The 12,590-nt window shown below is 41.0% G+C and carries 7 protein-coding genes; 3 read left to right on the top strand and 4 right to left on the bottom strand.

Features of this window, described 5'->3' with window-relative positions; all coding sequences use genetic code 11:
• Positions 1–139 precede the first annotated feature (139 nt).
• Entirely contained in the window at positions 140–4,411 is a 4,272-nt protein-coding gene (locus FRZ67_RS13820) for a T9SS type A sorting domain-containing protein (RefSeq protein WP_158638370.1), read from the top strand.
• 248 nt (positions 4,412–4,659) lie between these two features.
• Here the strand turns inward: FRZ67_RS13820 and FRZ67_RS13815 are convergent, their stop codons facing one another.
• Entirely contained in the window at positions 4,660–5,310 is a 651-nt protein-coding gene (locus FRZ67_RS13815) for a YdcF family protein (RefSeq protein ID WP_147190213.1), read from the bottom strand.
• A 214-nt stretch (positions 5,311–5,524) separates the two neighbouring features.
• Here FRZ67_RS13815 and FRZ67_RS13810 point away from each other — a divergent pair, with 214 nt between their 5' ends.
• Positions 5,525–7,447: a sialate O-acetylesterase gene (locus tag FRZ67_RS13810; protein WP_147190211.1), complete on the top strand. Its 1,923-nt coding sequence runs from the start codon at positions 5,525–5,527 to the stop codon at positions 7,445–7,447.
• A 276-nt stretch (positions 7,448–7,723) separates the two neighbouring features.
• The gene (locus tag FRZ67_RS13805; RefSeq protein WP_147190209.1) at positions 7,724–9,085 is read left to right on the top strand and encodes a glucuronyl esterase domain-containing protein; all 1,362 of its coding nucleotides are present in this window, start codon (positions 7,724–7,726) and stop codon (positions 9,083–9,085) included.
• A 95-nt stretch (positions 9,086–9,180) separates the two neighbouring features.
• Here the strand turns inward: FRZ67_RS13805 and FRZ67_RS13800 are convergent, their stop codons facing one another.
• From FRZ67_RS13800 to mgrA, 3 genes are all read right to left on the bottom strand, one after another.
• Positions 9,181–10,215, bottom strand: coding sequence for a glycoside hydrolase family 5 protein (locus tag FRZ67_RS13800; RefSeq protein ID WP_147190206.1), 1,035 nt, complete (start codon positions 10,213–10,215; stop codon positions 9,181–9,183).
• A 28-nt stretch (positions 10,216–10,243) separates the two neighbouring features.
• Positions 10,244–11,203 carry a sugar phosphate isomerase/epimerase family protein gene (locus FRZ67_RS13795; protein ID WP_147190204.1) on the bottom strand — a complete coding sequence of 320 codons (960 nt, stop codon included), beginning with the start codon at positions 11,201–11,203 and terminating at the stop codon, positions 10,244–10,246.
• 261 nt (positions 11,204–11,464) lie between these two features.
• Positions 11,465–12,460: an L-glyceraldehyde 3-phosphate reductase gene (gene mgrA, locus FRZ67_RS13790; protein WP_147190203.1), complete on the bottom strand. Its 996-nt coding sequence runs from the start codon at positions 12,458–12,460 to the stop codon at positions 11,465–11,467.
• Positions 12,461–12,590: the final 130 nt, after the last annotated feature.

Below are 12,590 nucleotides of genomic sequence, written 5' to 3'. Positions count from 1 at the left end.
CGGAATAGTTTCATTTGATCAATTTTTAAAAACATTGATAATCAATAATTTATAGCGCAAAAAAAATTGGCATACAGCTTGGCTTTTCTAGAATGCTTTTATATCCTAAGAAATGAAAGCCTATATAAAATCCAATAGTATGAAAAAGTCGTTATCTACACTTAGTTTGATTTTGCTAATTTCATGCGCTGCCCTTTGTCAATGTTACGGACCAACTACTACAGGTACTTATCTTAATGGCAAAAAACCTTCTGTAAGCAGTAATTATTTTGTAAATCATATTTTCAGCAGCTTTACTGATACAACAATGGCTGTTTTGAACGGAAATTCATTTACAGTTTCCAGCCAAGGCGGTGCAACAAGCAATACTATCAGTTCTTCTATTGCGCCGGGAGAGAGCCTTGTGACAGGTTCCGGATTCCCTCTATCAGTCCCAGCCATGCAAAGCATAAGTACAAATAGCACTAATATTAGACTAACGCATACATTTTCATCAGATCTCCAGGCAGGAACACACGTTTACCTGCAGGACATTGATATGCAGGAGGGATGGTCAATCGTGTTTAAAGATGCTTCAGGTACGGTAATAAATCCTTCTGATTTTACCCCATTTAATGTGTCTACAACAAATTTGCCTTCCACTTTTACAACAGGTATTACCAGTCTTTCATTTAAGTCAACATCGGGTGGCAACAGATCAGAACCACTTGTGGGTATTATTATAACCAGTTCTATTGTAAGAACAATTGTATTTTCTGTAACTACTGTAGCAGGATCTGCTTCGCAAACAGAAATCTATTACTCAGTTCCTGTAATGCCTTCATTTACTGCAACTGCAAATAGCAATAGTATTGTTTGCTCGGGAAGCACATTAAGCCTGACAGCAGGTACATCAGCACTTGCATCCACAGTACCTACGCCCCTTACATATATGTGGAGTGGTCCTAACAGCTACTCAAGCAGTTCGACATCAAATTCCTCAACTATTAGTTCGATAACTACAGCGGCTGCAGGCACCTATACCTTGCAGGTAAAAGATGCTTTTGGATGTTTTACAACGACAGCAGTTACAACTTCTGTAGCGATTAATACGTCTCCTGCCATAACAGCGACGGGAAATGGGCCGGTGAATTATGGCAATACAATAAATCTATCTTCATCTGTTTTGAATGGTGTAGCTCCTTACACATTTATATGGTCGGGACCAAACAGCTTCACGGCAACTACGCAAACGGCGTCTATCAGCACTGTTAGTTCTGCAAACGCAGGGGTATATAGTGTAAAAGTAACAGGCGATAATGGCTGTAGTGCAACTGGCAACGTTTATGTGGCAGTAAAATCAGCATGGATCTATATTCATGATAAGAATATTAATGAAGAATCTTCGGTAAATTTTACTTACAAGGTAAAAGATTCAACAGGATCTGTTGTGAATTCTTTTATAACAAATGATTCCGCAGGTAATACGCTTAATGTATATGATCTGGGTGCGGGTCATGATGATGGTGCAGGAACACTATGGACAATTGCGGGAACAGCAGTTGGCACTTCTAATACGGGTACTGTTTATAAAAGAATCACAGGTAGCAGTAACTGGATTTCAACCACAGTAACAACTGCTACAGCAATTGATGGAGCAGGTTTGAACCAGTTTGTTTATGTAAACAATTCAGGTAACGCCTATTTTTATAATGCCGGCACTTCTACCCTGATCTTTGATCATACAATTTCGCATAATGGCCAAACAGCCAATGCAAGTGATATTGCTTATGGCGGCGGAAAAATAGCCTTGCGAAACGCAAACGGCAGGGTATATCTATATACAGGAGATTTCTCGAATGATAGTTGGACAGATATTTCATCTAATACCAATATTGCAGACAGAATTGATATAAGCAGCGATGGATCAAAGATCGTATACATCTTAAGCGCAACAGTAAAAACTTATACCATTTCCACTGGCTCTGTCACAACCTTTCCTGTATTTACTACGACTTCCGGCGCAGGTGCTGCCAGCCTTATAGATGTAGCAATAGATGATAATGGAACTATTTATGGTACAGGTACAACAGGCAATACTTCTTGCTGCGGCAACACTTCTATTGTCTATAGCTTTGCTCAAGGCGCATCAGCATGGATAGCTGAGCCCGAAGCCAGGGGTGTGCAAAGATTAACAGGGGGACCCGCAGGAGAAGCTTGGGGTGGAGTAAATATCGGCACTACCTTTCCACAAACCATATACACAAGAGTATCTGACAATAACGGTGTTCACATCTGGTTAGATGATGAAAGGGTGAAAAATTCTGCTACACTATACAGTAACAGCATAATAATGGAATATAATGCGGGGACCTATAAGATTAGTGCAGTTATGCCTGACACTACCTGGGATGCTACACGTTTTAATATATATGATCCTTCGGGAAATACAACAGGAAACTCCACAACGAATACAACAACAATAAAGGCTGATTATGGTGAAGTAGTGAATGTCGAATTCATCGTTGAAAAATTAAATCCAAAACTTATCGATAATGGCAACTGCAATACAAGCATTTTACAAAGCTTTGACGCTGGTAACGGAACACGCCAATTCGGTAATGGTACTTTTGGAACACCATTGGAAGGAACCGCTTATCATTATTTTAGCCAGACAAGTCCTCAGGATGGATACTATTACCTTACCAAAACCACAGATGGTAATTGGTTTACTTCACCTGGCGTAACTGATCACACTGGTAATGATGGTTATTTCTATTTGGTAAATGCTTCCTATGCTAAAGATGAATTTTATCGTCAACGTATTACAGGCCTCACAGAAAATCTTACCTATAGAATTCAGTTTTATGTTTCCAATGTTTTACCTACAAATCCCATAAGACCTAAGATTCGTTTTGGTATGCAAACTCTCGGTGGCGTTATATTTGGCGACAGCACAACAGCAGAAATTACTTCAAGTGCTTGGCAGCTCTTTTCAGTTTCTTTTACAGTTCCTGCAGGTATTACTACGGCCGACTTATTTTTGCGTAATGAAAATATCGGGGGTTTAGGCAATGACCTGGCAATTGATGATATTTCTATAAATCCTATCCCAACCCCCCTGACCCAAAATGTAATTTCGCCTTCTGCTAACCTTTGCGTAGGATCTACTTATACAATTTCCAATTCCGTCACAGGAGGCTCATGGAGTACCAGTGATTCATCAATTGTTACAGTTGATTCGGCAACAAGTAGTATTACAATCCATAATATGGGCACGGCTAATGTTACGTATACTTACATCAACAATATCTATTGTGTAAGCAAAGCAGTAAGCACTGTTGCTATAAGCACTCCTCCACAGGTAGTTGTTACTACAAGTTCAAATGATGCTTGCAAGAATGGCATGGTTACACTTAATTCAAACACTACAAGCGGTACTGCACCCTTTACTTATGTATGGTCCGGAAATGGAGGTACGTTGAGTTCGACGACAGCTGCCAATCCTGTTTTAACTGCTCCATCAACTGGCGGCACATATAACTATTCAGTCAAAGTAACAGATAGCTTTGGCTGTACATCACCGGTTTCTACCACTTCAGTTACCGTTCATGCTCCGGCTGCAGTTATATATCCATCTTGTTTTGAAAATGCAGCACATCCTTATACAACTTTACAAGAAATTGGTGGTACAACAGGCTCCTCCTGGCTATGGTCATCTTCATCGGATGATGCGCTCTTTTATTCCGGCATTGATATGACGAATGGTACTGCTACTTCAACGCTACAGGCTCCATATGTCAATTATTCTTCAAAATATAAGGTTGTCCTTACAGATGCATTTGGCTGCAAAGATTCTACCACTATGTTGTTTACAAATAGCATGTGCTCTATTTTATCTGTTTCACTTTTAAACTTTACAGCTGTAAAGAATAATAATGATGTACAACTAAATTGGTCAACAGCCACTGAAGCCAACAGTAAATATTTTGTAATAGAAAGAAGTACCGACCAACAAACATGGTCACAGATAGGTTATGTAAATGCTGCTGGTAACAGCAATACCATTAAAAACTATTCGTTTGTTGATTCTTTGCCTTTTACAGGTTTAAATTATTACAGGTTAAAGCAGGTGGATATGGATGCCAGGTATTACTTGTCTTCTGTAAGATCTGTGCAGATCAGTAGTAAGTGGAAAATAAATATTTATCCAAACCCGGTAACAGGTAATGTGCTGCAGCTTACAAGTAATGCGCAGTTAAAGACAATTATTATATCAGATGTTTATGGCAGAATATTACTGAAAAGAACAGCTTCAGATATAACAAACGCTGACCGTGTAAATATTGCAGGCTATGCAGCGGGTTTATATTTTATCCAGGTGAGTAGTGATGAAAATAAGGTACTTCGTACATCTTTTATTAAATACTAACATACGCCTGTGTACTTGTCTGTTAAAAAATACAGGGATTGCAATTCTGAATATGAAAAAATAAAGTAAAATTTTCTTCCGTCATTTGTTTTTATGGCATCGCCTGTTGTGTCACTCACTTGTACGTTCAGCTCTTTATGCAGCTATAGGTTTTCTTATCTCTTTTACATTGCTTATTTGTATCAGGTGCGTCAATTGACGCACTTAATACTTTTATTCTGCAGGTAAAAGCTAATTTTTAATCCACCTTAGTCACGCATTAAATGTTTGTTGAAGCCTGACACAATAAGTTGTTCATATGCCTCCCATATACCTGCAGGAATTTCCTGGAAAACCTGGAACCCTTTTTCAGGGTAGAGCTTTATCCGTTGAAGATCCCCAACCATAATGTTAATGACTTTTTCAAGCGGTATCTCTTCTGTTGGATATGCTTCAAAAGAAATCTGTGGAGAGGTAACGTATATTTCTTTGTCAGGCCAGTGTTTTTTAAATGTGGCATAGCTTCTTCTTTCCATGTAAGGTTTTTGTACAACAATAAATGATTGCGGATTGAGACCTTTTTGTGTAAGCAATTGTTGCGTGAAAAGAATATTTTCACCAGTGTTAGTTGATTTGTTTTCAATGAGTATATCATATTCCGGAACACCCATGTTTATGGCTATTGCAGCAAATTGATCTGCTTCACTTTCTGTCCACACTTCTTTTGTAAAATTACCTAGGCCTCCCGAAAAAATGATCATGGGTGCCCATCCTTCCAAATACAATTCAGCTGCACGTTCTGCAACACGAAGATCATGACTGCCTAATACCAGAATGCAATCTGCTTTTTCAAGCGCATGATGCATGTGGTGATAATCCCAGAGTTTCTTTGCTAAGTCAAGTGTTATATTGTTCACCATAAGAACTACGAAAATACAGAAGTAAAAATCATTAATCTTTTTTGCAGAAGCACTTGTCATCTTTGCTTATATAAAAAGCTTAATAACAATAGTGCAGATGAACGTAATGCGACGCAACGATGATGCCACAAGATTTACCGCTGGTTTCAAAAAAAATCCGTTTACCTTTCAAATTAATAATTCATCTTGCTTACTGTTCAAATTGCACTGCATAATGCCAAAGCTTTTTCTTTCATTGTCTTGCCTGCTTATGATTATTAAAGTTTCTGCACAGGTAAAATTACCAAGGCTTATAAACGACAGCATGATACTGCAAAGAGATATAGATGTGCAGATTTGGGGCTGGGCTGCTGTTGATGAAAAAGTAGCGGTTACTTTTCGCGACCAAACATATGCTACAACAGCAGGCAAAGATGGCAAGTGGATGATTTCACTTTCTCCTATGCATGCCGGCGAACCTTATGATATGCAGATCGATGCCAGCAATCACATCACGATAAAAAATATCCTGGTTGGTGACGTATGGATTTGCTCGGGACAATCAAATATGGAGTTGCCTATGGAAAGACTAAAAGATAAATATCCTGCAATTATTTCCGCCGCTAACAATTCAAACATCAGGCAGTTTAATGTCTCTACCAATTATAATTTTCATGCAGCACAGCAAGACCTGCCATCGGGCAACTGGGAAACAACAACACCGCAATCTGTTTTGCACTTTACGGCTGTCGGATATTTTTTTGCAAAAGCTTTGTACGAAAAATATCATGTGCCGGTTGGTTTAATAAAAGCCGCAGTCGGTGGCTCACCTGCAGAAGCATGGCTGAGTGAAGATGCATTAAAACAATTTCCTGCTTACCTCTATAAGACAGATACTTTAAAAAACGATGCTTATGTTGACAGCATAAAAAAATCTGACAAAGCCAACAGCGATGCATGGTATAATAATATCTGGCAAAGAGATAAAGGTCTGCATGATGAAAAGAAATGGTATGATACTGGCTACGACGCATCATCATGGCAAACCATGCAGGTGCCCGGTTACTGGAAAGACGCAGGGCTGCCAGATACAAATGGTGTTGTATGGTTCAGGAAAGCATTCGATGTTCCGGCAAACATGCGCAACAAACCACTGCGGTTATTTTTGGGTACCATTATTGACAGGGATTCTGTTTATATCAACGGAACATTTGTTGGCGCCACCCAATATCAATACCCGCCAAGAAAATATATTGTGCCCGCAGGTTTGCTGAAAGAAGGAAAGAATATACTTGTTGTTCGTGTGATCAACTATGCAGGTTCAGGTGGCTTTACCAAAGACAAACCTTATAAATTATTTACCGGAAATGACACGATTGATTTAGCCGGAACATGGCAATATAAACTGGGTGCTGCAGCAGGGCCTATTCCGTCTTCGACAACTTTTAACTATATGCCCGGTGGCTTGTACAATGCAATGACGGCGCCGCTTACCAGCTATTCCATCAAAGGCGTAATATGGTACCAGGGCGAATCAAATGCATCAAGAGCTTCGGAATATCATCAATTATTTGCCGCCGTAATAAAAGATTGGCGCCGTCAATGGCAACAGGGCGATTTTCCTTTTTTATATGTGCAGCTCGCCAACTTTATGCAAACAAAAGAACAGCCATCTGAAAGCGATTGGGCGGAGCTGAGGGAAGCACAGCTCAAAACATTAGCTGTTCCAAATACAGCCATAGTTGTAACTACAGATATCGGCGAGTGGAATGATATTCATCCTTTGAACAAAGAAGATGTAGGAAAACGTTTAGCGCTGGCTGCAGAAAAAATCGCTTACTATGAAAAAGACATTGTTTATTCAGGGCCGCTTTACCAGTCAATGAAAATTGACGGCAATAAAATAATTATCAGCTTTACAAATACGGGTAGTGGGCTAATGGCGAAGAACGGCGATCTGAAATATTTTTCCATTGCCAGTAGCGATAAAAAATTTATTTGGGCAAAAGCGACGATCAAAAACAATACCGTGATTGTTTGGAATGATGCGATCAAAGATCCTGTTGCGGTTCGTTATGCATGGGCCGACAATCCGGAAGGCGCCAATTTGTATAACAAGGAGGGCTTGCCTGCATCAGCATTTGCAACCGATAAATGATGCAAATTGCGAATGTGCTTTTTATACTGCAGGCTTCTGCACTTCGTGGCATCGGTGGTTGTGTCACTCACTTGTACTAAAGAACTGCAATCAGCTATCAGCATTGAGCTGCGAGCTTATTAATGTTTTGCTCGAAGCTCATAGCTCGCCGCCCGAAGCTATACTGCACAAGAGCGCGACGCAACAGGAGTTTAATGGCAGCAATGCAGTTTGGCTCATTATCAAAAAATATCCATACTAAGTGCTGTTCCCATTCTTATTCATAAATCACAGTCAATGAAAAAATATTTTCTTTTTGTAATGCTTGTTTCCGCTGCAACGCTTCATGCCCAGAATAAAATGTCAACGGAAGACAGTTTGCGTTGGGAGAATTTTAAACGGGAACAAAAGTTGATTCAGCAGGCATCGGAAGTAGATTACAAAATAATGCTGAAACAATTAAACATCGATTCGACAAGACCCGGACCTTCAGGAAATCCGCAGGCACCCAATGCTGCAAATGCTGATGAATCAAAAGTTCCTGCCTATACTTTACCCGATCCTTTACTATTGAAGAATGGCAAAAAAGTAACCGATGCAAAAATATGGTGGACACAACGAAGGCCCGAAATTGTGGAAGATTTCGATAAAGAAATTTATGGCCGTGTTCCTGCAAATACCCCTGCAGTAAAATGGGAAGTCATCAGCAGCACAGATACAACCATCGGTAATATAAAAGCGATAACGAAAAATTTATTGGGTCACATCGATAATTCAGCTTATCCAAACATAAAAGTCGATATACAGCTTTCGCTAACTACGCCGGCAACAAACAAGCCCGTGCCTGTTATGATGGAATTCAGTTTTATATTTCCACCGGGTTTTAAATTACCAACAGCGCCCGGACCAACATGGCAGGAGCAGGTGCTCGAAAAAGGCTGGGGTTATGCCATATTAATTCCCACGAGTTACCAGGCAGATAATGGAGCAGGATTAACAAAAGGCATCATTGGGTTGGTCAATAAAGGCCAGCCCCGCAAGCCCGATGATTGGGGCACATTGCGGGCATGGGCATGGGGCACCAGCCGTGCGATAGACTATTTTGAAACAGACCCTTCTGTCGATACAAAACATATAGGCATCGAAGGTTTGTCGCGTTATGGCAAAGCCGCATTGGTTACCATGGCTTACGAGCCGCGTATCGCCATCGGCTTTATCGGTTCCTCAGGTGCTGGTGGTGCAAAAATTTTGCGTCGTGTTTTTGGCGAACAGGTGGAGAATCTTGCGGGCTCAGGAGAGTATCACTGGTTCTGCGGAAATTTTATAAAATATGCCAGCACCCTTACGCCAAATGACCTGCCTGTTGATGCACATGAACTCATTGCATTATGTGCGCCGCGGCCCGTATTTATAAGTGTTGGTTCCCCTGCTGTGGAAGGCAATTGGGTGGATGGCAAAGGAACTTTTATTGCCAGCATAAATGCCGGGCCTGTGTATAAACTGCTTGGTAAAAAAGATCTTGGCACGACTGAGATGCCGGCCATGGAAACTTCGCTGATTGATGGTGAGATCGCATTTCGTCAGCATAGCGGCGGCCATACCACGGGACCTAACTGGCCAACATTTCTTGCCTATGCAGAAAAATATTTTAAACAGTAACCGGATTAAGACTGGCCGCCGACAACCAAGTATTCTAAATTTATTGTGACCCCAGGTTTTGATGTAATCCAGCTTTGATAACGCATGCATTAACATTACTTTTTGTCGGGGATAAGGGCATGCAAGATCGGTGCGACCCATTCGTCTTTGCCGATATCATACACAATAAAATCAGAATCGAATTGCCAGTAACTCCAGCTCCATTTGCGTGCTTCAGCCTGCCTGGCAATGTAGTTAGTCCATCTTACACGGGAAGGCATATCCGCCTTTTCGTAGGCGCCAAATTCACCCAAAGTAAGTGGGCGGTTATACGTCTTTGACCATTGCTGTGCCATATCGAAATCGCGCTGTACTGCCTCGATTTCTGCGTCATTTCCCGTCCACGTTATGCCACTCAGGTCTTTGCTTTGTTCTGACCAAGGAGCTCCCTGGTGGGTAAAATGAATGGGACTGTAATAGTGAATCGCCACAATGACGTTGCGATCGTTTTCAGGTAAGACCAAATCCTGCAGGAACCTGATTTGATTACCATAAACAGTACCAATAATTAATGTTCTGCCGGGATTAGATTCCCTGATTATTTTATATGCCTCCCTATAAACCTGGTTCCATAGTTCAGGCTTCATGTTCGGCTCATTGGCTATTTCAAACAACACATTATCCGGGTAATCTTTACAATGCGTTGCGATCTGTTTCCACATGGCCAAAAACATGGGCTTCGTACCAAGCGGATCTTTGCCCATGGCGTTGTGCTCGTGAAAATCCACTATAACCATCAAGCCATTTTTCAGCGAAGTCTTGATGGCCCAATCAAGTGTTGTAAAAAACATTGGATTGATCGTAAAGTCAGTGTCGCCCATCGAAAACCTGAAGGGACTTATCACAATGCGAACATTGTTAAAGCCGGCTTCTTTTATCAGCTGGAAATGTTTTTCTTTCATCCTTGCTTTGGAAGAATCTTTCCACAGCGGGTCATAACCAATAATATTTACACCACGTCCAAGCTTTGCGTTTTGCTCAAATGCAAAACCTTTTCCCGCTGTATCCTGTGCTGAAACGCTTATCGCATTTATCAGAAATGCGAACAACACAAGAAATGGATGATTGAGTAGTGCAAGTTTTCTTATCATGATTTATATTGATTACAAATTTTGAAGCTTATTGATACGCCTCATTAATCGCAGCTGTCAATTGCTGCAGCATTTGAGGAACCAGCGTAAAAGGGTCGTAAGGTTTTCCTTTTACCAGCAAGGTTTCAATGGGTAAGTAACCTTTGTACCCACCATCTTTTATTATTTTAACCAGGCGTTTAAAATCTGTAGGCACTTCGTTTCCTAAACCAAAAACACTTTCTTTTATCTGCCAGTTAACGGCATAGGGAACCACCTCTGCAATGTCTTGATAGGGATCTGCCGTTTTGAAATTGCCGGTGTCTATAATCAAGCCAACCCACTTTGAGTTAACGGCTTTCAGCACATAAATACATTGCGCTGCGGTTTGCAACATATCTCCATGATTCTGGATGCCGATCTTAATGCAATACTTTTCGGCGAATACTGCACATTGTTTGTAGCAATCGATCATCCAACCAGCGACTTCTTCCCATTTATCTTCATAGCCTTTTGGAATTTCACCGGCAAATAATCTTACTACGGGGGCACCCATTTTTGATGCGGTAATGATCCAGTTCCTGGCAAGTTCAACGCCTTCAGCACGCACTTTAGGATCGGGCGAAGCAAAATTATTTCGTATGCCTGTGCCGCTTATTACAATGCCTAACTCCGCTGCCCGATTTTTGAATTTTAGCAGGTATTCATCTGTTGGCACTTCCGGGTAAGTGGGGAAGAAATAGGCGGTAGGATCCAGTGCTTTTATTTTTTGCGCCGCACACCAGTCAAGCAGGTTGAACAGCGTATAAACTTGTAGGTTATTGTGCGCATCTTTTGCAGACAGCAAATCACTGAAAGAATAGGCATTCAATGCGGGAATCAACGGCAGATCCTTTTGCTTTTTTTGTGCAATAGCAAATGAATTAAACAGGCTTAACAATAAGACTGCTGTAACGATAAAGGGCTGAGCTTTTTCACCCCGGTTTGTTTTGACAAATGGCTTTTTCATACGCTGATATTTTTCTTAATTCGTATCAATCGAAGAGACCGTTTGTATTTGTTCATAATGAGAAAGGCGCACAAGAGTGCGACGCAATTGGGCTTTATAGCAGCAATACAGTCTGGCTCATAAAAGAAATTACCATTTTGCAATCATTAAAAAATGCTATTGCTTACAAACGCTATCTTCTTATAGTTGGGCGACTAGCTGGGAACATTGATCTTTCCCTGCCCGCCCTACAAATAAGAATCATTTGTATTGCGTTATTGTTTAGCGTAAAATATTATTTATCCTTGCCAGCTCTTCACCGGTAAATGAATAATTGTCAAGACAACGGATGGAATCCAATATCTGCTCCGGCTTACTTGCACCAATTAATACACTCGTAATGCGCTTATCTTTCAATATCCATGCAAGTGCCATTTGTGCAAGATTCTGTCCGCGTTCTTCTGCCAGTGCATTTAATTGACGCACTTTATTTATTTTTTCATCGGAGACCTGGTCTTCATCAATGGCGCCATTGCCGCGGTGACTGGCTGCTCTGGAATCTTCGGGAATGCCTTTTAAATATTTATTGGTTAACATGCCCTGGGCCAATGGAGAAAAGGGAATACAGCCAACTCCATTTTCTTCGAGCACGTCGAGTAACCCATCTTCCACCCAACGATCGAACATCGAATATTTAGGTTGATGAATTAAACAAGGTGTACCTAATTGCTTTAAAATACTAAAGGCCTTCGCAGCTTCATCGGGTTGGTAGCTTGATATACCAACATAAAGACATTTTCCCTGGCGCACCATCAGGTCTAATGTACCCATCGTTTCTTCCAGCGGGGTATTGGGATCGGGACGATGATGATAAAATATATCTACATACTCCAGACCCATTCTTTTTAAGCTCTGGTCAAGACTTGCCACCAGGTATTTTTTGGAGCCCCAGTCTCCATAAGGCCCGGGCCACATGCCCCAGCCGGCCTTGGTGGAGATGATCAACTCATCGCGATAGGCGGCAAAATCATCTTTAAATATGTTGCCGAAATTTTCTTCTGCAGAGCCCGGAGGTGGCCCGTAATTATTGGCTAAATCAAAGTGCGTAATGCCGTTGTCAAAAGCCACTCTTAAAATATTGCGGGCATTTTCCAGGCGATCAATATGTCCGAAGTTATGCCAGAGCCCCAGTGATAAAGCAGGCAATAACAACCCGCTTTTGCCGCAACGGTTGTAGGTCATTTTTGTGTACCGGTCTTCAGAAGGAGTGTATCTCATGTTTTAGTATTTATATCGTTAATGATGGTTGTTTCTATAAAGTATTTATGGAATGATTTTTATGAGCCAGACTGCATTACTGCTATTATACATTGTTGCGTCGCACTCTTGTACTGAATCAATTTTATTC

Source organism: Panacibacter ginsenosidivorans, assembly GCF_007971225.1.
GTDB lineage: Bacteria > Bacteroidota > Bacteroidia > Chitinophagales > Chitinophagaceae > Panacibacter > Panacibacter ginsenosidivorans.
Note: the sequence above shows the minus strand (reverse complement) of the source record. Positions and strands in the feature narration are given on the sequence as shown.